The 19,844-nt window shown below is 49.6% G+C and carries 24 protein-coding genes; 9 read left to right on the top strand and 15 right to left on the bottom strand.

Features of this window, described 5'->3' with window-relative positions; all coding sequences use genetic code 11:
* The first annotated feature begins 69 nt into the window (after positions 1-69).
* Positions 70-1,623: a DUF262 domain-containing protein gene (locus UNDYM_RS22540; RefSeq protein ID WP_162043114.1), complete on the top strand. Its 1,554-nt coding sequence runs from the start codon at positions 70-72 to the stop codon at positions 1,621-1,623.
* Positions 1,624-1,870: 247 nt separating this feature from the next.
* Here the strand turns inward: UNDYM_RS22540 and UNDYM_RS22535 are convergent, their stop codons facing one another.
* From UNDYM_RS22535 to UNDYM_RS22520, 4 genes are all read right to left on the bottom strand, one after another.
* Positions 1,871-2,446: a hypothetical protein gene (locus UNDYM_RS22535; protein ID WP_162043113.1), complete on the bottom strand. Its 576-nt coding sequence runs from the start codon at positions 2,444-2,446 to the stop codon at positions 1,871-1,873.
* A gap of 50 nt (positions 2,447-2,496) precedes the next feature.
* Entirely contained in the window at positions 2,497-3,162 is a 666-nt protein-coding gene (locus UNDYM_RS22530; protein WP_162043112.1) for a hypothetical protein, read from the bottom strand.
* Between the two features lie 78 nt (positions 3,163-3,240).
* On the bottom strand, positions 3,241-3,699 hold the full coding sequence (locus UNDYM_RS22525) for a macro domain-containing protein (protein ID WP_162043111.1): 459 nt from the start codon (positions 3,697-3,699) through the stop codon (positions 3,241-3,243).
* Positions 3,696-4,634 (bottom strand): ADP-ribosylglycohydrolase family protein, encoded by a 939-nt coding sequence (locus tag UNDYM_RS22520; RefSeq protein ID WP_162043110.1) that lies wholly within the window; start codon positions 4,632-4,634, stop codon positions 3,696-3,698. Before UNDYM_RS22520 ends, UNDYM_RS22525 begins: the two co-directional genes overlap by 4 nt.
* A gap of 394 nt (positions 4,635-5,028) precedes the next feature.
* Between UNDYM_RS22520 and UNDYM_RS22515 the strand changes: the two genes are divergently transcribed.
* Positions 5,029-5,415, top strand: coding sequence for a nuclear transport factor 2 family protein (locus UNDYM_RS22515; protein ID WP_162043109.1), 387 nt, complete (start codon positions 5,029-5,031; stop codon positions 5,413-5,415).
* A gap of 11 nt (positions 5,416-5,426) precedes the next feature.
* On the opposite strand, the gene UNDYM_RS22510 is transcribed toward UNDYM_RS22515, so the two are convergent.
* The 6 genes from UNDYM_RS22510 to UNDYM_RS22485 form a co-directional block, all read right to left on the bottom strand.
* Positions 5,427-6,404 (bottom strand): sugar kinase, encoded by a 978-nt coding sequence (locus UNDYM_RS22510; RefSeq protein ID WP_162043108.1) that lies wholly within the window; start codon positions 6,402-6,404, stop codon positions 5,427-5,429.
* 14 nt (positions 6,405-6,418) lie between these two features.
* Complete coding sequence (locus tag UNDYM_RS22505; protein WP_162043107.1) at positions 6,419-7,435, bottom strand: SPFH domain-containing protein; 1,017 nt, start codon at positions 7,433-7,435, stop codon at positions 6,419-6,421.
* Positions 7,436-7,875: 440 nt separating this feature from the next.
* Entirely contained in the window at positions 7,876-8,538 is a 663-nt protein-coding gene (locus UNDYM_RS22500; protein WP_162043106.1) for an SCO family protein, read from the bottom strand.
* A gap of 109 nt (positions 8,539-8,647) precedes the next feature.
* Positions 8,648-9,652, bottom strand: coding sequence for a YHYH protein (locus UNDYM_RS22495; protein ID WP_162043105.1), 1,005 nt, complete (start codon positions 9,650-9,652; stop codon positions 8,648-8,650).
* Positions 9,653-9,793: 141 nt separating this feature from the next.
* Positions 9,794-10,159, bottom strand: a complete 366-nt coding sequence (locus UNDYM_RS22490; RefSeq protein ID WP_162043104.1) for a cytochrome-c oxidase — start codon at positions 10,157-10,159, stop codon at positions 9,794-9,796.
* Entirely contained in the window at positions 10,156-10,578 is a 423-nt protein-coding gene (locus tag UNDYM_RS22485; RefSeq protein ID WP_197740943.1) for a nuclear transport factor 2 family protein, read from the bottom strand. The genes UNDYM_RS22490 and UNDYM_RS22485 overlap by 4 nt, the downstream gene beginning before the upstream one ends.
* A gap of 192 nt (positions 10,579-10,770) precedes the next feature.
* Between UNDYM_RS22485 and UNDYM_RS22480 the strand changes: the two genes are divergently transcribed.
* The 3 genes from UNDYM_RS22480 (at position 10,771) to UNDYM_RS22470 (ending at position 13,570) form a co-directional block, all read left to right on the top strand.
* Positions 10,771-11,166 carry a MarR family winged helix-turn-helix transcriptional regulator gene (locus UNDYM_RS22480; protein ID WP_197740942.1) on the top strand — a complete coding sequence of 132 codons (396 nt, stop codon included), beginning with the start codon at positions 10,771-10,773 and terminating at the stop codon, positions 11,164-11,166.
* Positions 11,167-11,398: 232 nt separating this feature from the next.
* Positions 11,399-12,154 (top strand): ABC transporter substrate-binding protein, encoded by a 756-nt coding sequence (locus tag UNDYM_RS22475; protein WP_162043101.1) that lies wholly within the window; start codon positions 11,399-11,401, stop codon positions 12,152-12,154.
* A gap of 216 nt (positions 12,155-12,370) precedes the next feature.
* Entirely contained in the window at positions 12,371-13,570 is a 1,200-nt protein-coding gene (locus UNDYM_RS22470) for a DUF4272 domain-containing protein (protein WP_162043100.1), read from the top strand.
* A gap of 3 nt (positions 13,571-13,573) precedes the next feature.
* Here UNDYM_RS22470 and UNDYM_RS22465 read toward each other — a convergent pair whose 3' ends face one another.
* From UNDYM_RS22465 to corA, 3 genes are all read right to left on the bottom strand, one after another.
* Positions 13,574-13,984 carry a VOC family protein gene (locus UNDYM_RS22465; protein WP_162043099.1) on the bottom strand — a complete coding sequence of 137 codons (411 nt, stop codon included), beginning with the start codon at positions 13,982-13,984 and terminating at the stop codon, positions 13,574-13,576.
* Positions 13,985-14,157: 173 nt separating this feature from the next.
* On the bottom strand, positions 14,158-14,553 hold the full coding sequence (locus tag UNDYM_RS22460; protein ID WP_162043098.1) for a VOC family protein: 396 nt from the start codon (positions 14,551-14,553) through the stop codon (positions 14,158-14,160).
* Between the two features lie 36 nt (positions 14,554-14,589).
* Positions 14,590-15,558 carry a magnesium/cobalt transporter CorA gene (gene corA, locus UNDYM_RS22455; protein ID WP_162043097.1) on the bottom strand — a complete coding sequence of 323 codons (969 nt, stop codon included), beginning with the start codon at positions 15,556-15,558 and terminating at the stop codon, positions 14,590-14,592.
* Between the two features lie 360 nt (positions 15,559-15,918).
* Between corA and UNDYM_RS22450 the strand changes: the two genes are divergently transcribed.
* The 4 genes from UNDYM_RS22450 (at position 15,919) to UNDYM_RS22435 (ending at position 17,933) form a co-directional block, all read left to right on the top strand.
* The gene (locus tag UNDYM_RS22450) at positions 15,919-16,332 is read left to right on the top strand and encodes a GNAT family N-acetyltransferase (RefSeq protein WP_162043096.1); all 414 of its coding nucleotides are present in this window, start codon (positions 15,919-15,921) and stop codon (positions 16,330-16,332) included.
* Positions 16,333-16,389: 57 nt separating this feature from the next.
* The gene (locus UNDYM_RS22445) at positions 16,390-16,998 is read left to right on the top strand and encodes a transglutaminase family protein (RefSeq protein WP_162043095.1); all 609 of its coding nucleotides are present in this window, start codon (positions 16,390-16,392) and stop codon (positions 16,996-16,998) included.
* Between the two features lie 17 nt (positions 16,999-17,015).
* Positions 17,016-17,387, top strand: coding sequence for a nuclear transport factor 2 family protein (locus tag UNDYM_RS22440; protein WP_162043094.1), 372 nt, complete (start codon positions 17,016-17,018; stop codon positions 17,385-17,387).
* A gap of 102 nt (positions 17,388-17,489) precedes the next feature.
* Positions 17,490-17,933, top strand: coding sequence for a thioesterase family protein (locus tag UNDYM_RS22435; RefSeq protein WP_162043093.1), 444 nt, complete (start codon positions 17,490-17,492; stop codon positions 17,931-17,933).
* Between the two features lie 64 nt (positions 17,934-17,997).
* On the opposite strand, the gene UNDYM_RS22430 is transcribed toward UNDYM_RS22435, so the two are convergent.
* On the bottom strand, positions 17,998-19,275 hold the full coding sequence (locus UNDYM_RS22430; RefSeq protein ID WP_162043092.1) for a DUF2235 domain-containing protein: 1,278 nt from the start codon (positions 19,273-19,275) through the stop codon (positions 17,998-18,000).
* 11 nt (positions 19,276-19,286) lie between these two features.
* Complete coding sequence (locus UNDYM_RS22425; protein ID WP_162043091.1) at positions 19,287-19,769, bottom strand: hypothetical protein; 483 nt, start codon at positions 19,767-19,769, stop codon at positions 19,287-19,289.
* Positions 19,770-19,844 lie beyond the last annotated feature (75 nt).

Raw genomic sequence — 19,844 nt, 5'->3', positions numbered from 1 at the left:
AGTTATTTGCTGTATTGGAAAATTAAAAAATTCTGAGTTAGGAAAACAGGATTCTTAAGAAAGAAGATTATGTCTAAAAAAATCAATTTGGATGCACTGATTCCCAGAGAAGACTTTGAAGTTCATGATTCAGATACGGTTCCAACAAATATCGCCCAGAACCTGAAAGCTACGGACTTGGCAGAAGACTCTTTCTTTTTCAGCTCTATACGGAAACCAGACTTTCAACGAGAGACTAATGAATGGGACCAAGAGCGCGTAATTTCACTAATTCAGAGTTTTTTAGATGATGAGCTTATACCTGCGGTCATCCTTTGGAAAAATCAGGCTGGATTTACTTTTGTAATTGACGGAGCACATCGCTTAAGTGCATTGGCGGCTTGGGTAAATAATGACTATGGTGACGGAAGTATCACAAAATCATTCTATGAATCAATAATTTCGGAAGAGCAGATTGAAATTGCCAGTAGATTACGCGAACGGATAAATAAAACTATTGGGCCATATTCTGACTACAAACTTGCAATCAAAAGTCCAGAAAAAGTGAAAGAGGAAATTGCAATTAAAGCGCGTCTTTTGGGAAGTTTAGCTATCCAAATACAATGGGTAAATGGTGATGCAAAAAAAGCAGAAGCTTCATTTTTTAAAATAAACCAAAAAGCAGCACCTATAGACAAAACAGAGTTTATTCTTTTAGAGAGCAGGAATAAACCAAACGGAATAGCCACAAGGGCAATTTTAAGAAGTGGAAAAGGTCACAAATATTGGTCATCTTTTGCAAAAGAGCAGCAGCAGATTGTACAAGATCTTGCATTGGACATAAACGATATATTGTTCAAGCCTTCGCTAAAAACGCCACTGAAAACTCTAGACATTCCAGTTGCTGGAAAGAGCTTTTCTTCGCAAACACAAATGCTTGTTTTGGAATTCGTAAATATCGTAAATAACATTCAAGTTTCGACGAAAATACCAGATGACGTGAATGGAAGTGAGACGATAAAAGCTTTAAAAAAATGTCTAACAATTGCGCAATTAATAAATAGTAATCACGCTTCGTCACTAGGCCTGCATCCTGCGGTCTATTTTTATGCACGAAATGGGCGATATAAACCCGCCTCATTTAATTTTTTCTTACAACTTTTTATTAAATTAAGAGATACTAAAAAATTAAATGAATTTACAAAAGTCCGTGCAAAATTTGAAGATATTGTTCTCAATTATGATGATCTTCCAAGGCAAATCATTAGGAAATACCGGACATCTAGTAAAGGAGCGCCATATGTCGTTGAGTTTTACTTGCAGGCTATTAAATTATTAAACAATGATTTGGATGTTAAAGACGTAATAGAGAGGATATTTTTACTGCCTGATTTTAACTATTTAACGATGAAAAGTGATGATATATCAGGACATGATGAAATTGATTTTGATTCAGACGGGAAATCTGAAGTCTTTATGAATGAAGCGCTAAAGAATTCCATTAAATGTAAAATTTGTGGGGGGTATTTGCATAGGAATGCGATTTCGATAGACCATATCACCAGAAAACAAGATGGCGGGAGCAGTAATGTAGAAAATGGACAAGTTAGTCATCCCTATTGCAATACAGGATATAAAAATTGATGTGGTGGCTTCAGCAGGTCAACGCAACCCCCTCTGTTTTATGTGGATTTTGAAGGGGATTGTTATGTTGCAAATGGGACACTCAGATTCTAAAAACTACAGTATCGTAGGTTGGGCTACGCTTGACCAGCCCAACACTGGGCCTCAAATTTCGTATCCATTCGAAATACGAAGTTGAATAAATTTATGCTTTACCAAGAATAAAAATTTACGTTATTTATATACCGAGTGTAGTAGCCCAACTTGCTTACTGACGAGCGGCATTGCTTGATGGCTTTGCGTCATTCTTCAAAAACAGAGGACGCGCTATTTCTGGTGTTGCCTCTGGTAGCATCAAGATCAACATACTGTGTTTGGTATCGCCAAAGGCATATCTGTTGGCTGTGATATACACGCTCTTGCTCCCCCAATATATGCTTTTGTGTTTAACACCATACACCTCAAATTCTCTTTCATAGCTTGACTCTCCCATGCGCTTCGTCATGTTGGAAACCGTGGATGAAAATTCGTCAGCGGGTAAAGTGATAATGGTAGAAATCAATTTCCCGTTCAGCAGGGTCAATTTGAATGATGCTGGCGCGCCACCAAATTTAGCTTCTTTGACGTCACAAAAACTGATGTCCGTACTTACTTTTTGAGGATCACATTTGCTCAGTTTCAGTGAAGACGCAACCAATTCCTGCGCAGCACCGGGTAAAAGGTAGGCGGGGATTTCGGTACTGGCTTGGCAGGCAGGGAGCAGCAATACGGGAAATGCCAGTTGAAAAAGACGTGAGCGCATGGATAGGTTAGATTTTAAATACGGAATGCAGCAATTATGCATGACACATCTGGTTTCTATGTTCCAATTCTTTCATCAGGCGAACCAGTAAATTAAATCGCTATGTCCAGATAAGAACCTTCAAGTATGGTGAGTTCCTTATCCTCATAGAAAAAGATGGGTCTGCCTTCGCCCAATAATATCGTCATACCTTGCGGAAAACCAAGATAAGGCAGACATGCAGGTGCATGCGTGACTACTGCTTCGTACAATGATATACGTTCCAGATTATCCACGTTGTTGTGATCATGTCCTTCCTTGTAGCAGCCAAAGAACCAGCCGCTGTCGCGTTTTTTTTCTTCCTGCCTGACCATCATGATTAGCCCGTTGGCATTTTTTAATTCATTGCAGACGACACATTCCGCCCGGAATGAAGGAATGGACAGATATTCCGTGGGTACGACGCGCTCGACAATATCCTTATGCAGACGCAAGTGGCGCAAGGTGTTGGAGATACCAATATTCCAGACCAGGGGCATGGTCTGAAAATCAGCTTCTTTGAAACCAAGGCTGCCGTCTTGCTGTGTGCTTAGCATGAGATAAGACCAGCCCAGCTGCATTGATTGCCCATCCTGAAAACAACTACCCTTGCTGACCATGGATTCAAGCAGGCGGGCAACAAACTCAGCATCTGTAGCCAGAGCTATGTCTGGATCAAATTGCAGACAAAATTCTGGATGTTCAAATTCTTTGCAATGTGAAGTATAAATTTTATTCATGGAGTTTTACGAAGGCGGTAATTAGTATTGAATGAACTCATTGTGTGATGTTGAAAAAACTCTTCCGCCTTGATTATGTCAGTTTGACGGTAGTCTTACCAAGGTATGATCCAGCCCAGCAAATTCCTCATCAATGATAGCCGCAATGGTCGCCCAGTCACCACCAGCAAGGCCAGCACCTATCAGTGGGTAAGCGATGCGCGAGCCGTCGAATTCCTTACGTATTGCGGCAAATGCCTTGCGTATTGCTGCATAGTCGGCTTTCACCCCCTGGCCGCGCCAGTCAAATTGAGTATAGGCATTGAGAATCACAAGCTGCCTGTCGCCTCTTTGTATCCTAGCTTGGCTATAACTGCCCAGCTTGGCATGATCGGCAGGCAAGGTGGTTTGATCTGCTGCATAGGCTTCAGGGAACTGCTTTTTGATGCTCTTGGCGATGTCAGCGCCCATATTGCAAAAACAATTGCAGCCATGGACGATAACGTCAAACTTCCCTTGCAGGGCGAGTGCCAATATATCTCCTGTGCATTCTTTCATGCTGACTCTCTTGCTTGTGAAATGACCCTGCTACCAAATTTCTCATACAACTCCCGCGCCATACGCAATATTTCTTCGCGCATGGCGAGGCGTTCCAGCCATTTTGCAGGGATGCCTTCCACGCCGTAATAGGCACCGGCAATTTGTCCTGTGATGGCGGCTGTGGTGTCGGCATCGTCACCCAGGTTGGTGGCGGTCAGGATGGCGCTTTCAAAGCTGTCGGTGTGCATGAAGCACCATAGCGAGGCTTCGAGGGATTCAACTGAATAGCCGCTGCCACGTATTTTTGTGCTGTCTTTTTCAATGAAGCCAGCCTTGCTGAGAGCTATGATTTTTGGCTCGGTCGGCGTGAATGGCAGGTCTGTAAACAAATCAAGCTTTGCACAACCAGCAAACAGCTTGCACAATATCGCCGCCAGCAACTGGCAGCTTTGTATGGCTTCTGGCGCGGCGTGGGTAGTGCGCGAGCTTTCTCCTGCATAGTGGATGGCTGCGGCTATATCGGGGTAGCCAAACATGACTACAGGGGCAAGCCGCATTAGCGAACCATTGCCAGCCGTGCTGGGATGTTCTGCGCCGCAGTAGGGTTCACCGCTGCTGGCATAGCGCGACAGGGCAGCACGCACGGTATTGCCTATGTCAAAGCAGATGCCGGTAGAACTCAGGTAACCCCACTTCCACCAGTTCAGGTAACGCCCCATCTGGTCTTTGGCGTCGAAGCCATCTTTCGTCAGCAAGCTTTCTGCCAGGCACAGCGCCATCGAGGTGTCGTCTGTCCATTCACCAGGCAGCAGGCCAAAAGGGCCTTTGCCAACCATGTCTGTCACAGGCGTGAAGCTGCCGCGCGCTGAGAATTCTACTGTCGTACCAACGGCATCACCGCAGGCCAGGCCAGCCAGTGTACCGAGATAGCGTTGTTCCAGAGTGATGTTCATATCAGATTTTTTATGCGGGAATATATTTATCATCAGATTAACTCACTTAGTTAAATTTATCTACTATCTTAGTTATTAATGGTAACTAAGATGGAATTCTTGATGATTCTTGCAAAAATTATTGGCATTTTTGTGTGGGCCATATAACTAATTCGCGATGGTTTGTGTGTGCTATTATTTGTCATAACTGCAATTTCTGCGAAGACTAGATATCTCATGTTTTCTTTGCGACTCAGTTACCTGGATATTTTTGTCACTCATTCCCTTAACAAGAATAACGACAATGGTTTTCATATTGTGTTTTATCCCGAATTTTAGATTTTCTTACTTGCTTCAATATCTGCTTAACTGTGGATTTAAGCGGCATCAAACAAGTTTTTCAGGAGAGTAGCCTATGGACGAAAAGAGCAAGAATGAACTGATAGACACCTATCTGCATGCCTATAACAATTTCGACATTGAAGGCATGCTTAAGCTCTTGCATGAAGAGATCAATTTCCACAATATCTCTGGCGAAGAAGTGACGGTATCAACTGCAGGTAAACAAGAGTTTTTCAAACTGGCTGACATGTCCAGGAACTTCTTCAGCTCCCGTGAACAAGTGCCCTTGCGGCGCGATGTTCTGGATAATGGCAATGTCAGGTTGCAAATCAGCTTTAACGCTGTTGTTGGCATGGATTTGCCAAATGGTTTGAAGCAGGGCCAGCAATTGCAGTTGCAAGGCGTGTCTGAGTTTGCATTTGAAGACAAGCTGATAAAGTCGATTACAGACATCAGTTAACTGGTCAATACTTACACCACCAGATACCCCCGCCTGTCAGCTATGCCTATTTCGGCTGTCAGGCCTGCATTAAACTCCAGGTAATCTGCTTCTATGCCATCGCTGAAGATGACGCCGTGCTCCGGCATCAGGGAGGTGACTTGCAGTTTGCTGTCTTCCAGTATCTGACCACGTACTAAAGTCGCAGAGGAAGTCTTGCTGGGGAAGGGTTCGCGTACGGCGAACATCAGTTCGCGGGCATCCCAGTCTGCGGTGTATGTCGGCGGCTCGGCGGCGATGTTATATATCAACTGACGCGGATCATCAAATCTCTCTTGCAGCGCTGCTGCACCTGTCAGTATGCTCTTCATCCAGCCTGTGGAACCCATGCCGGTGGAGATGATGATGCCACTCGATGACTGCCGTTCCTGGCGTTCTTGCAGTTGTATGGTGTAGCTGGCAGAGATATGGGATTTTGGCCCGATGAAAATATCGTTCACGCCCAGCATGGTCTGGCCGTTGTTCAGCCTGGCCATTGCCATGGTGACTTCGCGCACCGGGCGGCGCTGTTGCAGGACCTCAGGGACGATTTTGGGTAAATCCCTGACCTGGAAAGGCAGCAACACGCCATCCCAGCGTTGCACATCAGGGTTGACACCTATCAGGCGCTGACCATCCAGGTATTTCATGGTGTTGACGACCAGGCCATCTTGCCCCACAGCGATGACGATATCGTCACGGCCAAAGATCATGTTGGGCAAGAAGCTGCGATCTATTTTTTGCAGGCGCACAAGTTGTGTGAGACTGCTTTCTGCCGCGCTGACACAGGCCAGGTAATTGTCATGCTCGGTCTGGTAGGCGGCAAAGTCACCACCCAGATGTTCTATATAAAAGCGTGCCTGGCCGACCGTGTTGTACTTGACGATGAGCTCTTCGAGTCTGGTCTTGCGGGTGACCAGGATGATTTTGTTTTCTGTCTGGCGCGTTGTTGTACCGTGGATGCTGCTCATGTCATTTCCCCGGTCTATCCAGGCTGGTTCATCAATTCACGCAACAGGTCTGGCGTGATATTCAACTGACCTATGGAGCCAGCTTTTTCTGCCAGTTCCTGGAAGGCGAGGGCGATCAACTGGCCGGATTGCATATTGCCCATCGCCAGTGCCTGCAAGACTTTGGGATCAACGCCGCTATAGGCATTCATCAGGGTTTGAGCGGCATAGGCGCGGCTGTCGGCTTCCGCCCTGGCGTTTTCTGTAGCTAGTTTGACGAGTGTGGTTTGCTGGTTTTCTTCGGCTATCCTGGCCTGTACCTGGGCGAGTTTCAGTTCGCTTTCTTTTTGTTGTATGCTTTTTTCGGCTTCCATCTGGGTTTCGCGTATCTGCCGTTTTTTGCTTTCGACAGCGATTTCGGTATTCAATTCATTCTCGCGTATGCGGCGCTCTTGTTCAACGGCAGCATTGCGGCGTTCATAGATGGCGTCGTCCGCGCATTTGAGGATTTGCTCGCGCGCCTGCGCTTCCAGCGCCTTGGCTGCTTCTGGCGTAGGCTTGAGGGCCAGAAAATTCAGACCCAGCAATTCCACCCCCAGTGCCTGCAATTCCTTGCTGTCGCGCACAGCCATGCTCACCGCTGCACCAAGCGTATCGGCCGCTTTCAGGGCATCACGCAGCGCCAGGCTTTGCAAGCCCTTGCGGGTTAGCACTTTAACGAGATTGACGATGCGCTGCGACAGTTTTTGCGGGTCATCCGAGATATATTGTTGTGTCACTGGATTGATGGCGAAATTGAGCAAGGCACCGACTTTTTGCGGGTCACTGATGCGGTAAGTGACCTGGCCTTGCACCGTAACCGTCTGGAAATCAGCGGTATTTTCTTCAAAGATAAACGGCGTGTCGGTACTCGCCATTGGTATGGCCAGCATGGACGTGGTAGGCGCATAGTAAAAGAAAGCCAGCCCGGCACCCTCGCGCCTTAGCTTGCCGTTCTTGAATTGCAGCACATAGGTGGTGGGCTGGAACTTGATGAATTTGATGCTGAACATGACTATTCCTTTTCTTGTCTTCAGGTGCGCTGAGGTGTTTTTGGATCGTTTATTTTGATCTCGGTATGATTCTTTTCCTTTGCTTGAATATAGAATAATCTACTTAAATGTTAAATGCAACTAAGTTAGTTGATTATTTAAACAAAGGTGGAGGGAAGGCAATTTGGAGGCAAGTCATTAAAGACTGTCAGGGGGTGCCGTGCACATCGCATCGAATGGGGGAGGGCTTTTTACATTTGCTCGCTTAGATCAAGCAAGAAACAGCAGGAATGAGTGCAAAGACGATGAAGAGGCAGCGTCTTATTCCGGGTTTTCGTTTTGTGCAAGGATAGATTGCTTGGGAATTCTACAAAGCGGGTAGTGCGGCTACGGTACAAGTATTTGGACCAGCGACATGAATTAATTCCGGGATGCACTAAGGGTAAGAGCAATAATGTTTGCTATTCCTCCATCAACAACCTCTCATAATCCCCCACCATACGCCGCATTTCCAGCATCGACGATGCATCATAGATACCGCGGATGCGGGCCATCGCGTCTATCAGGAAAGCGCGCTGGCCGTGCAGGGGTTCGCCATTGCTGACGCGGGCGTTGATGTCGGTCATCAGGCTGGTGGTGAGTTTTTGCATTTGCCTGGAATCACCTGTGAGCATGTTCCAGTCCGCAGGCAGTTTCAGTTTTTGTGCATAGGCGGCCATGGTTTTGGCATCATCCTGTTCTGGAGTGACAGTCAGTAAAATGAACTGGGGTGTGGCGATGGATTTTTGTTTGATCTGTGTTTGCAGTTCACGCATGACTTCGAGGGAAATGGGACAGAGTGTGACGCAGCCTGCGTAAAAGAAACCGACAAAGCTGGCTTTGCCGCGCAGCAGGCTGTGATCGACTTCTTGTGCATGCTGGTTGATGAGTTGAAACCTGGCAATGCGCTGCAGGGATGCCCAGGTGTCCCAATGCGCTTGCAGGTCTTGCTGATAGTAGTAGGGGAGCTTGTCGTTGTTGAGGGCATTTTGTGGTGCGGCAAACGCACCAGTCAGCCAGCCCAGGGTCACGACGGTAGCGATGAAGCTGAGCATGGACAAGAGCAATGATTTTAGTAGGGACATATTGAGTAAGGCTGAGTAAGTTTTGTGCGGTCTTTATTTCCCGGTGAGCGCAGCGCCAAGCAAGCACAGGATGTTCTTCTGCTTCTGCTCCTGTTTTACTGGAGCTGCACTAATGCACAGTCGCTGGCGTCCCCTTGTAGCAACCAATGGTGTATGGAAATTCCCTGGTCTGGTGGTAGTGATATTGCGTGACCATGACACCATTGCGCTCTACGGCATGGGTATGTCCATGGCATTCGTCGAGGTCGGCATTGGCCAGCGTCTTGCCGTTTTCGCCCTGATTGCCATAGATGCCAAAGCCGTCGGCGATGTAGCCGACCAGCGGCGAGTGCTGGCCCGGAGTATCTTTTTGCGTCAGGCAGGAAGTGATGTTGTGATGATGGTATTGGCCAGTGCGCTCAGGGTGACCCTGGCAGGCGTCCTGGATTTCCCAGGCGACGGCATCGCGGTAGCCGCCATCGTCGGCATTGTAGAGTCGCACGCCATCCAGCAGTACGCCGATTGCACCGAGGCTGGTGCAGGTTGGCTGTGCGGCGACGACAGGGTTGGCGGGCAAGCCCCAGGCGATATTGGCCTGGCTGATGCTGTTGGGATTGCGGTCATACACATACGCAGGATCAGTGCTGGCGATGGGGAAAGTGCCGGTGGGATTGGGTGGCAGGCCATTACCGGTAATACCCAGGGTGCTGCCCAGGGTTACCATGAAACTCGATACCCAACTGACCGCACCCTGTACGCTGATCTTGCTCAGTGAATTCCAGGTCATGCCATCGGCATTGAACCATGGCCCCTTGCTGCTCGCACCACCCGAGCCTGCGGTATAGCAGGCATAGACATAACCAATCGCCGGAGTGGTGCGGCTGAACTTGCCATCGCCCAGAGGCAGTTTGCTGGCATCAATACTGGTGCTGCCAGAGGATGTGCCAGTAGTTGTTCCGGTAGTTGTTCCGGTAGTTGTACCGGTATTTGTGCCCGTCGTTCCAGTCGTTGTTCCTGTCGTCGCAGTGACAGTGCTGTTGCCCGTTGCCGTTGCTCCGCCAGAGCTGCCGCCGCAGGCAGCAATGCTAACAATAAGGCCGGCGAGCAAGATGGCTTGCAACTGAGTTTGTTTCATATTTCCTCCGGATTTCATAAGGCAGCGCAGATCATCATCTATGGTGATACGCGATAGATGTAGCTTGCGATCCAAATATGAAGGAAATATGGAGTGAAAACGATTTTTACAGCAACCCTGCAGCGAGCAATGTAGTAGTATTTACTTCGCCGTTACCCGCCAGATGCTCCAGCCAAATAATGCGGTAGCGATTGCCAGTGTTATCGAACCGCTACCCAGGAATGGCCCGGCGAGTGCGAGTTCACGCCTTTCCATGAAAAGGCCAACCAGGAGGGCGACGAGCCCCAGGTTATGCAACCAGAAGTGCACGCGTGCCGTCAGCATGGTCTGCAACTGCGGCCAGGCAAAATGCACCAGACCGAACAGGGCGCAACTGACCCAGCCTAGCAGCAAGCCATGCACATGCACTTGTTTGTCGAGATGCTGGTGCGATATGCCCATGTAGATACCCAGCAAAATGCCGGCCAGCATCCACAGCACGGCAATACGGATAAAGAATTTGCTCATGGCCGCACTCCTGCATCAGTTTCATCCAGATTGCGCCAGAGTTCAAATACTTGTTCGCGCGCTATCAGCCCATCGCGCATGGTGAAATGATGAATCAGGCGCAGCTCAACGCGGCTGCCTAAGGGCACCGGTGCATTCGTCATGCCAGGGCCAACCAGGCGCATGCGCACTATCATGTCATCAACCACACGATGTTCAGTGGCGAAGCGATCTAGCGGCTGTAATTCAACTTCCGCCATTGAGGGCCACATGGCGAGGTAGTTGGCGCGGATGGCGTCACGCCCGGCAAAACGCAGGCCACGCCCCGGGACTTCCAGCACGATATCGTCAGTGTATAAATCAAGTATGGAATCAACGTCGCGTGCCTCGCCCTGTATATGGCGATCTACGACATCCAGATTATGTTTTATGGTGTTCATTACTACTCCAGTCATCAAGCAAATGCGGATGCTGCCCGCACAACAGGTATTTTGTCTTAATTTAGATAGACAGAATGTCTGCCTATTATAGACAGTCATTCTGTCTTGTGCAATACTCACTAAATGAATTCCAGATCCTTACCCGAAATCCACGCAACCCTGGGCACACTGTTGCGCAGACCGTATGAATATATGTCCGTTTGGCTCTATGCGGAACTTGCCAAGCGGGGTTTTGATGATGTTCGTCCTGCTTATAGTGCAGTATTGCGCAATATGCCTTTGGGTGGCGCGCGCGTGGTGGACCTGGCGGCGCGTGCCGGTATGACCAAGCAAAGCATGGGATATCTGGTCGATCAGATGCAGGCTGCCGGTTTGCTGGAAATTGCGCCAGACCCGCATGACAAACGGGCCAATACCGTGAAGCTGACTGCGCGTGGTGAAGAGGTGGTGAATGCCAGCATAGAATTATCCCGGCAGGGAGAGGCTTATCTTTCGACACTGGTAGGCGAGGGCAAGATCAAACAGCTCAGGAATATCTTGCAAGAGATTTATCAGCATCTGGAGGAATCTGGTGAAGGACGCAAATAGTTGTTCATGCAATTCGTTCTGATCCGTACATATGATGTAATTTATATCAATAAAAAAGTAAAAAATCGTTTCATGGGTTCTTAAAGCGCCATATTGACATTTTCCGCAGCGAAGCACGGGCGTACTATTAAGCACATGTCCACGTAGAGGCATGCCATGCTTCAGGAGAAATATGCTTAGCCAGGCTCTCTTGTTTTTGCTGCAGATATGCGCACGGTGCTTGCCGGTGCTGATGTTTAGCATCTTGTGTCTTGTGTTTCCCCATGCGGCGCAAGCGCAAAAGCTGACAATCTACACGGAAGACTGGCCACCGATGAACTTCAAGACCAAATCGGGTATTGATGGCATGGCAGTCGATATCGTCCAGGCCATGCAAGCCATCACGGGCAATAAGGAAGCGATACAACTGGTGCCCTGGGCACGTGGCTACAAGGCCGTGCTGGAAGATGACAACGTGTTGTTGTTCAGCCTCGGCCGCTCGCCAGAGCGCGAAAAACTCATGCACATGCTGGGGCCGATCGCGGTATCCAAGACCGTGGTTTATACCCGCAAGGGTGAGACAGCAAGACTCAAGGCTCTCGATACGGATATCTACAAGCTGCCAATCGGTGCTTACCGTGGCAGCATCTTTGCCGATGCCGCAAAAAAGAAAGGCTTCATCAATCTGGCCCAGGCTGATTCACCACTCAATTCTTCGAGAATGCTGTTTGCCCGGCGTTTTGATCTGTGGGTTGAGGGTAGCCTCGCAGTGAATTCCATCCTGCAAGAAAGTGGCCGCAGCGTGGCCGATGTAGAAGAAGTCATGGTGCTGGATAGCCTGGAACTGTATCTGGCGTTTTCACTTAAAACCCCGGCAGCAAGCATCACTCTGTGGGAAAACGCCCTGCGGCAAATGAAGAAGGATGGCAGCTTTCAAAAAATACACCAGAAATGGTTGCCCGGTGAAACCCCTCCCATGGAAGTGCACAGGGTAGAGGGTGGACATTGATTCCTGTACCAGACGCGTGCGTGCCAATCTGTATTTGCCTGCAGGCCATGCAGGCATAACATTGCCTGTTTCCAATTCTGTTTCTACATGTAAAAGCTGGCCCGCAGCTTTTATATTGCCCTTATCCTGTTACGCTTTCATGCTGAACAGTGATTTTGGCTGCGTAACAAGTGTCAATCCTGAATCAGCAGATCAATCTCCATTTCTGTTTGCGTCATGCTGAAAAAATTAAAAAATCTCATTTCCGGAAAATCTTCTGCGGTAGCCCAGGCGCCATCATCAGGCTCTGCAAGTTCAGCCGTGACAGAGGTAGCGGCGGTAGCAACTGCGGTAGCAAGCACGGACGCAACTGCGGCAGCAGAAACCGAGATTGATATTGACAGCGTCAGCAGCATACTGATCAATGCCTATTGCACCTGCGCGCAATTGCCACCCCTGAATTTCCCGCACAAGCTCAATAGCCAGCGCGATATGAGTGATCCGGAGATGCATGGGCATCTGCAAGGCTTTATCGGCTATGTACTCAAGCGCGGTGATGGGCAGATGACACATCAGCGTTATCATGTGATGCGCCATATCCAGCGGGTGCAGCAGCACCTGAGCCTGTGGCTGGATGAAAGCCAGCTTGATGCCTATTCTGACTGGGCCGTGGCGGCAAATGCCATCGCCTTCATGCCTGATGGTGATATCCGCGACCCGCATGGCTATGTCTTGCTGGCGGCAGCTGATGGCGGTATCGAAACCGGCGCGGCCATCCCTTATCCGGCACTGGCCTGGCAAAGAAAGGCGCGTACCGATACCCTGCTGGCTGAAATGGGCATACAACTGCCTGCCCATCTGCCGCCACTGGTCAGCGAGGCCGAGCTGCAATTACGTCCGGCGGTTGAAATACTGGGCAGGGCGCTGGCCTTGTATATCGTCGCCTTGCGCGCAGAATCTGTGGCAACTAACCAGCCCATTCCTGCTTATGAATTGACAGATCGCTTCCCGCAGGTGCATGCGTGGTTGTCGCCGGTAGAGCGCGAATTTCTTGAGACGGAAGAACCGACAGAGGATATCCTTCCGCAATTTGCCTGGCGTTATGAATCCCTGTATGTGCTGGAATGGGCATTGGGCTTGCAGGAAGAATTGCCCTTTGCCGACGATATCTGCGATGTGCCGCTGACGGCGCGCACTATGATGAACATGGATTTTGAAGCAGCCATGGCCAAGGCAAAAACACGTCCGGCCAGCCAGATACTTGATGCGCTGGACCTGCATTATCGCCTGCACTGGCTGGTACGCCAGAACAGGATGAAAGAACAAGCGCTACCGCTGAACCTGGAAGCCGGTGTCATCTATGAGCGGCACTATGCTCTTAACTGGCTGGTCAACTTTGAGAATGCAGACTGGGACGGGGTGGATACACCGACCTGATCTTTAGGGGCTCTCTGGCGGTCCTTTTAATTCAATGACATTGCCTTCCGGGTCAGTGATGTAGATCGATAAGCCTTCACCCTCGGCACCATAGCGCTGGCCGACTTCTCCAACGCTGACATCGTGGTTTTGCAGATGCGCTTGTATGCTGCCGAGATCAAAGGGTTCGACGCGCAGACACAGGTGGTCCATATTGCGGCCTTCCTTGCCTGGTGCGGCACCACCCATGCGGCCCAGCTTGCCCGTGACCGTAATCAGGTCTATCAACGACCTGCCTGCACGCAACTGCGTCAGACCAATCTCTTCCTGCCTGCGCTCGATAGTGCAGCCCAAGACATCACAATAAAAATGCAACATGCTGTCCAGGTCTTTTACCCGCAGGACGAGGTGATCGATTTCGCGTATCTTGAACATGGTTAAGATTCGTCAGTAGTGGCGATTTCTTATCTTAAACCTGTTTGATGAATTGTGCTGACGCCTGGTAGGGGACGCATGACGCACGCTACAGCACCATGGTCCTGTACACAACCAGTGCGCATGGCGCACCCTACTGAGAGCGTATTGGTCGGACGAACGCAGAAGATTACTCAAGCACCTTCAGAAAAATTAAGCTCTATGCCATTGCCTTCAGGGTCACTGAAAAATACTTGATGCTGGGTTGCAAAACCTGCTGATGCTTCCACCGTGGCATGGCGATAAACGATGCCATCGGCCTGCAATTTTGCCAGCATGGCGGGCAGATCGGTGCAGGCGAAAGCGACATGGTCGAAACCGGTTTTTAATGCTGTCTGACGGGTTTCTCCAGGGCGGTTTTCTGACAGGTGCAAGACATCACGGCTACCGGCATATAACCAATAACCAAAGCTCTTCAGCGGGCGGGGGCCTTCTGTCAGACCCACATAACGGATATAAAAATCCTTAAGCTTTTCCAGCGTGGCACGGTCGCCGCGCAGATTGTAGTGACCAAGGGCGATGGCGGGCATATGCTTGTACTTTCTATCTTCTACTATAGTTACTGATTACTTCAACCAGCCGCGACGGCGGAAGTACCAGAACGGCGTAATCGCCGAAGCCAGCATCAATGCCAGTGCGAACGGGTAACCGAGTTGCCAGTCCAGTTCAGGGAACCAGCCCTTGAAGTTCATGCCATAGATACTGGCGATCAGGGTAGGCGGCAGGAAGGCCACGCTGGCGACCGAGAATATCTTGATGATCTTGTTCTGGTTGATGTTGATGAAACCGACGGTTGCATCCATCAGGAAGTTGATCTTGTCGAACAGGAAGGAGGTATGACCATCGAGTGATTCGATATCACGCAAAATCTGGCGGGCTTCTTCAAACTGGTCTGCATTGAGCAAACGCCCGCGCATCAAGAAGCTGACAGCGCGGCGAGTGTCCATCATGTTGCGGCGTATGCGGCCATTCAAATCTTCTTCAACAGCAATCGAATTCAGCGCGGCGGCAGCATCCTGATCGCTGAAGTTTTTTTGCAACACACTGCGGCTGACGTCTTCCAGGTTTTGATAAATACCTTCGAGCGCATCGGCAGAATACTCGGCATCGGTCGCATACAGGTCCAGCAGCACATCCTTGTAATCAGCGATAGAACCGGGACGCGAACGCGCACGCATGCGCACCAGGCGGAACACTGGCAAATCGATAGTATGGACAGAGAATAAAATATCACGCGCCAGGATGAAGGCCACCGTCACCGTGCGTGCAGGTTCATCGTCATCGTCAATCAAGAAATCGGTGCGCAAGTGCAGGTCGCCATTGTCGGCTTCGTAATAGCGGGCTGATGCCTCGATATCCTTGACCTCGTCTTCCCCCGGCAAGGTCACGCCATAGATACTCTTTACCCATTCGCGCTCTTCTTCATTGGGGTCAGTCAGGTCGACCCAGATAGGCAGGGTATTTTCAAGATCAGCGCGGTTTTCCACATTGATCTGGCTCAGGCGGCCATTATGCAAGACGAAGACATTAATCATAGGCAAATTCCAGGAAAGCAAAGTCTTTGGTTTGGCTGGATTGTAAACCTGTTTTATGCCTGTGGGCGGGTTGGGGCGGGATTTTATTTTGGGTTTTGGTGTGGATTTATATGTCTTTTGTTTAATTTTTTCTCATTGAAGGGGATTTGACATTTTTGTAGGGTGCGCCGTGCGCACCATTACCGTGTCCCGTGCCTTTAAACCTGCGTAGATGTCCGGGGCGAACTATTAGCGTTGATATGAACCTGTGCGCATGGCGCACCCTGCTGGGTACTGGCACACATTCCTTGCCTATCTGTGATAAATTTCTCTGCTCATTGAAATCAACAAACCAGTGTAAAGATTAATCTGAAGAACAGCATGAGCACAAACATTTACCAGGCGGTTGCCGCCATCCCTGATATTGCCACCTACTGCCACTTGCGCAAGGCATCTGGTTTAAGCACCAAGACAGTAGAAGCGGCGGCGCGTGGTTTGCCAGCCAGCCTGTTTGCCGTGCAAATCATGCTAGGTGAGCTGGTCGTTGGTATGGGGCGTGTTGTCGGCGACGGCGGTACTTCATACCATGTTGTCGATATCGCGGTCTTGCCAGAGCATCAGGGCAAGGGCCTGGGCAAGATGATCATGCGCGAGATCACACATTATCTGCGGCAGAATGCGCCAGAATCAGCCTATGTCAGTCTCATTGCGGATGGTCCTGCGCAGCATCTGTACGCGCAATTTGGATTCCTGCACACGGCACCTGCTTCGGTAGGCATGGCTTATAAAATCTGACGCAATTCAAATCCAATTCAGAATCCATTCCAGAACCTATTTTTTACGAAAGCTCGCATGCAAGAATTTCTGGCAAGTACCACCTATATCGACTGGCAACATCCCGCCGTACTGGCGCAGGCACAAGCACTGGCTGCCGCCGGTGGCGAGCAGGCTGATATCGCGCGACGCTGCTTTCATTTTGTGCGTGACCAGATCAGGCATAGCTGGGACTACCGTCAGAATCCCGTGACCTGCAAGGCATCTGAGGTACTGGCTCATGGTACCGGTTATTGCTATGCCAAGAGCCATTTGCTGGCTGCCTTGCTGCGTGCCAATGGTATCCCCGCTGGCCTGTGTTACCAGCGTCTGACCATAGGCACAGAACCGCCATTTTGCCTGCATGGCCTGAATGCCGCCTACTTGCCGGAACACGGCTGGTACCGGCTGGACGCGCGTGGTAACAAGCCCGGTGTAGATGCAGAATTTTGTCCGCCAAATGAACAACTGGCCTTTGCTCTTACCACGCCAGGCGAACAGGATTTCGCCGGTATCTGGGCAGAGCCGCATGCAGCGGTGCTGCAGTCATTGTTGACGCAGCCAACGGTAGAAGCGGTGATGACCCATTTGCCTGATGGCGATTTGAGTAATGATCCCACGCCCGCCAGGCTCGCGCATCTACTTTGAAAGGAGCAACTGAACCCATGACAACTACCGCCGACATAACTCCTGAAACCGTCGTCCAGGCCCAGCTCGATGCCTATAACGCCCGCGATGTCGAAGCCATACTCAAGACCTATGCCATCGATGCACAGCAATTTGAATTTCCGGGCAAGTTGCTGGCAACAGGTCACGCAGAAATACGCCCACGCATGGCGGTACGCTTTGCCGAACCTAATCTGCATGCAAGACTCATACGCCGTGAAGTGATAGGCCACATCGTCATTGACCATGAAGAAGTCACACGTACTTTTCCAGAAGGAACAGGGCGCATGGAAATGATTGCCATCTATGAAATTAAAAATGGCTTGATACAAAGCGCTTCCGTGGCTTTGGGTGCCAAGATACTGGATTGATGTCGGATTTATATTGTGGTGGCCAGCTATGATCAGCAATTTGCGGGTATTTTCCTGACTGCGCGTTAAAATAAGGTTTTATCCAGCTTTATTACTCCAGCTATGGCCCGCCTGCAACTGCATTTTCCCGAAGACCAATATTATTTCACTACCCAGTTGACAGTCAGGGTGACTGACATCAATGGTGCTAACCACCTCGGTAATGATTCCATGATCTCCATGATTTCTGAAGCGCGGGCACGTTTCCTGTATGACTTTGGCATACGAGAAACTGCGGCTGGTGGCAGCGGCATCATCGTGACTGATCTGGCAACGACCTACAAGGCAGAAGCTCATGCGCGCGATCAGTTGCTGTTTGAAGTCGGTGTCATGGACTTTAACAAATATGGTGGCGACATCACCTTCCGCATCACCCGGCCAGCAGACCAGACCCTGGTCGCCATGGCAAAATCAGGTTTTGTGTTTTTTGATTACCGCGCCGGGCGCGTGGTGGAAATGCCGGAAGACTTCAAGGCCAAGTTTGCACGGGTGAATTTTCTGGATTGATTTGCCTGAAAAACAGCTCATGTCTTTTTTGGTCAAGACATGTGGGCAGATGAAGGAGACATTCCTACAACTTGGGTTGAGCCGGAGTCCGGGGCACTTCCCTGAATTGCGCCAGCATGCGGCTGGAAGGGCTGTCAGCCATCGTCAGTAAGCCGGTATCTACCGCTGGTTTGTCGCTACTCTTGCCTTCCTGTGCCGTGGCTGGCAAGGGCTTGGCGGCGTCCTTGCTGTCCAGCCTGATCTCATTTGGACTATTCGCCTGGGTACCCAGGGCTTTGGCATTTTTTGTGTACGGCTCCATTGCCGGGTTCATTGGCTCCATTTTTTTACCGAATAAATCCAGGCTATTACTTTCCCCACGTTCTGACATCTTGATCCAGTACACTTTATGCTGTGATGAATCATGTATTACGCTCATGTCAGGGTCTGCAGGAACATCAAGTTTCTTGATGAGATTGTCGCCCAGCGTGCCATTCAGGAACTGCGACATCATATTGAAATTACGGTAAGGCAGGCCATTCTTTTCATAGCCACCGCCAATATCACTGTGCGCACCGGCGACCATGACCTTCAAGAACCTGCCATCTGCCGACAAGCCGTCATTGCTATAATTGGTTGCCGGAAATTGCAGCCTGCGCTCATCCGCCGCACGGATCTGGATACCCGTAATCACGGTATCTGGCGGCCTTCTGTCATTCATTGACGGCACGCCGGTGGCAACAGGATCAAACAAACCCAGAGCTTGCGGTATGGTGCCGCCTTTGACTAATGCGGGAACTGTATAAGAGATATCAGACTGTTCAGAATTATTGCTTGCTGGGCGACCGACCTTGCCTAGAATGTTCTGAACACCACGCTCAGCAACAATGCGGGAAAAGCCAGCAGCTTGCTCAGCACCACGACTGAAACCCACAGAAACGACACTGATTTTGGCATCCGGATTTTCCTGGAGCCAACGGTTACTCTGCCGTTCGAATTTCTCATACATCATTTCTATGCGTGCGTTGTATGTCACGCCAAGTGCGCCATCAACCGTACCCATTACACCGCTTTGCGTTCCTGGACCTGCAACATATTGACTTACTATATTAGGGTTCTTCCCGTTGATATTTTCAAGTTGCTTGCTGAACAATCCCACATTGGTAATATGGGCAGGATCATTAATTGCATCGTTGCCCGTACCATCAAATAGTGCAACGAAAACTCTGGCGTTTGGATTTTTGGCGTCATACAGATTGGGTACTTTAAATGCATCTATCTGTTCTTGTGCTTTCGTATAACTGGCTAATTGTTCAGGCGTTGCGATTTTTACGTCCACGCCGTCGTTGCCTGCAGTCGTCATAATTCAGTCAGTCAAAATGTCTTGGAATAGGCAAGAACGCGATGATCCCGCTCGTCTCTCAGAAGTGCATTTGGGTCTTTGGGAATCAGCTGTATGCTGGTGAACATATATACATTCACAGTTCTGTCATTTACTTCAATAATAAGGGTGGGGCGACGACCCGATATAGGCATGGGTTTGTAAATGTCAGCAGGATTTTCATCATGCAGCACTTTCCTGTCTTTAAAAATGCTGTCCAGATCAAGCGTATGTTTAAAATGAGTCCCATCTTTTGAACGCCATTCCATTTCCACCAAACTCGCGAAACTCAAATAGGGGCCTGAGCCAGACCCAGGGTAACGGGCTGCATCTGCAGGGGTTTTTTCTCTGGCAGTTTCACCAAAGGCGAGTTCGTGCGGCAAGCCCGCATAAACAAGCCGTAAGTCGCCAGCGCTATAGACCTGGATATTCAGATCGTGTGAATCGAATTTCAAAACATCATCTTCTGCTGCCATGGCGAGGCTTCCTATTTGTGTTTGTAAAAGAATAGTCAGTATAGACGCCGTCCATTTCAGCACTTTTCTTCTTGA

It is taken from the genome of Undibacterium sp. YM2 (assembly GCF_009937975.1).
GTDB lineage: Bacteria > Pseudomonadota > Gammaproteobacteria > Burkholderiales > Burkholderiaceae_D > Undibacterium.
This window is presented reverse-complemented; position numbering and strand designations above follow the sequence as displayed.

Coding starts and splice junctions, on each gene's coding strand:
- UNDYM_RS22480 (WP_197740942.1), top strand. CDS start 10,771: ATGTCCGTTTGGCTCTATGCGGAACTTGCCAAGCGGGGTTTTGATGAT.
- UNDYM_RS22465 (WP_162043099.1), bottom strand. CDS start 13,984: ATGTTCAAGATACGCGAAATCGATCACCTCGTCCTGCGGGTAAAAGAC.
- UNDYM_RS22425 (WP_162043091.1), bottom strand. CDS start 19,769: ATGGCAGCAGAAGATGATGTTTTGAAATTCGATTCACACGATCTGAAT.
- UNDYM_RS22510 (WP_162043108.1), bottom strand. CDS start 6,404: ATGAGCAGCATCCACGGTACAACAACGCGCCAGACAGAAAACAAAATC.
- UNDYM_RS22505 (WP_162043107.1), bottom strand. CDS start 7,435: ATGTTCAGCATCAAATTCATCAAGTTCCAGCCCACCACCTATGTGCTG.
- UNDYM_RS22500 (WP_162043106.1), bottom strand. CDS start 8,538: ATGTCCCTACTAAAATCATTGCTCTTGTCCATGCTCAGCTTCATCGCT.
- UNDYM_RS22445 (WP_162043095.1), top strand. CDS start 16,390: ATGCAAGAATTTCTGGCAAGTACCACCTATATCGACTGGCAACATCCC.
- UNDYM_RS22495 (WP_162043105.1), bottom strand. CDS start 9,652: ATGAAACAAACTCAGTTGCAAGCCATCTTGCTCGCCGGCCTTATTGTT.
- corA (WP_162043097.1), bottom strand. CDS start 15,558: ATGATTAATGTCTTCGTCTTGCATAATGGCCGCCTGAGCCAGATCAAT.
- UNDYM_RS22540 (WP_162043114.1), top strand. CDS start 70: ATGTCTAAAAAAATCAATTTGGATGCACTGATTCCCAGAGAAGACTTT.
- UNDYM_RS22485 (WP_197740943.1), bottom strand. CDS start 10,578: ATGAACACCATAAAACATAATCTGGATGTCGTAGATCGCCATATACAG.
- UNDYM_RS22530 (WP_162043112.1), bottom strand. CDS start 3,162: ATGAATAAAATTTATACTTCACATTGCAAAGAATTTGAACATCCAGAA.
- UNDYM_RS22435 (WP_162043093.1), top strand. CDS start 17,490: ATGGCCCGCCTGCAACTGCATTTTCCCGAAGACCAATATTATTTCACT.
- UNDYM_RS22450 (WP_162043096.1), top strand. CDS start 15,919: ATGAGCACAAACATTTACCAGGCGGTTGCCGCCATCCCTGATATTGCC.
- UNDYM_RS22460 (WP_162043098.1), bottom strand. CDS start 14,553: ATGCCCGCCATCGCCCTTGGTCACTACAATCTGCGCGGCGACCGTGCC.
- UNDYM_RS22520 (WP_162043110.1), bottom strand. CDS start 4,634: ATGAACATCACTCTGGAACAACGCTATCTCGGTACACTGGCTGGCCTG.
- UNDYM_RS22430 (WP_162043092.1), bottom strand. CDS start 19,275: ATGACGACTGCAGGCAACGACGGCGTGGACGTAAAAATCGCAACGCCT.
- UNDYM_RS22490 (WP_162043104.1), bottom strand. CDS start 10,159: ATGAGCAAATTCTTTATCCGTATTGCCGTGCTGTGGATGCTGGCCGGC.
- UNDYM_RS22470 (WP_162043100.1), top strand. CDS start 12,371: ATGCTGAAAAAATTAAAAAATCTCATTTCCGGAAAATCTTCTGCGGTA.
- UNDYM_RS22440 (WP_162043094.1), top strand. CDS start 17,016: ATGACAACTACCGCCGACATAACTCCTGAAACCGTCGTCCAGGCCCAG.
- UNDYM_RS22475 (WP_162043101.1), top strand. CDS start 11,399: ATGTTTAGCATCTTGTGTCTTGTGTTTCCCCATGCGGCGCAAGCGCAA.
- UNDYM_RS22535 (WP_162043113.1), bottom strand. CDS start 2,446: ATGCATAATTGCTGCATTCCGTATTTAAAATCTAACCTATCCATGCGC.
- UNDYM_RS22515 (WP_162043109.1), top strand. CDS start 5,029: ATGGACGAAAAGAGCAAGAATGAACTGATAGACACCTATCTGCATGCC.
- UNDYM_RS22525 (WP_162043111.1), bottom strand. CDS start 3,699: ATGAAAGAATGCACAGGAGATATATTGGCACTCGCCCTGCAAGGGAAG.